A 651-nucleotide genomic window follows, 5' to 3' on the forward strand; every position below is an offset into this window, starting at 1 on the left:
AGTCCTCAGCGGTGAACGCGTACTGCCGCGCGAAGTCGTTGAGGACCGCGAACGCCTCCCGTCGGCGCAGGCAGCACCCCAGGTCCAGTGCCGTCCGCAGCGGCGTCGTGACCCGCACTCCGTGGATCTCCATGACGTCCTGCGGCTGGAGATCGCGGGTGCGCGCGTCGGATCCCGCGGCCGCCGTCGGCTCGTGACCACGCAGCGCGCAGGTCTCCACCGGCGGCACTCCGACGTGCTCCCCGCGCACGTGCGCATCCACCCCGTGCAACCACGCCGCGGTCCGGTCGGTCACCACGTGGTGCGGGCTCGCCGCCCTGGCGACCACGCGGGCGCGGGTCTCGAGGCCGTCACCCAGGTCGGCGCGCAGGTAGACCCCGCGGACCGGCGTGCGCACGACACCGAGGCGCAAGGCGCAGCGCAGCACCGACTCGGAGACCCCGAGGAGATCGAGGTCCTTGCGGGTGAAGGGGAGATCGGGCCAGCACGATGACGCATCCATGCCCTTCACCGTGCCGTCCGCCGCTCTCCGACGGGCGGCGCGATCCGCTGCCTGTGGACGACCTCGCCGTACCGGCGCTCGGTGGACGGTTCCCGGGCCGCCGAGCGACCACAACTCCCGACTCGACCGTCACAACTCCCGACTCGACC

1 pseudogene is annotated in these 651 nt (G+C 73.0%); it reads right to left on the reverse strand.

What is annotated here, in order from left to right:
- Nucleotides 1-502: pseudogene (locus tag Q0L15_RS19750) on the reverse strand (hypothetical protein); the annotation flags it as partial.
- Between the last annotated feature and the right edge of the window lie 149 nt (nucleotides 503-651).

The sequence above is a fragment of the Nocardioides sp. genome (genome assembly GCF_024509035.1).
Lineage (GTDB): Bacteria > Actinomycetota > Actinomycetes > Propionibacteriales > Nocardioidaceae > Nocardioides.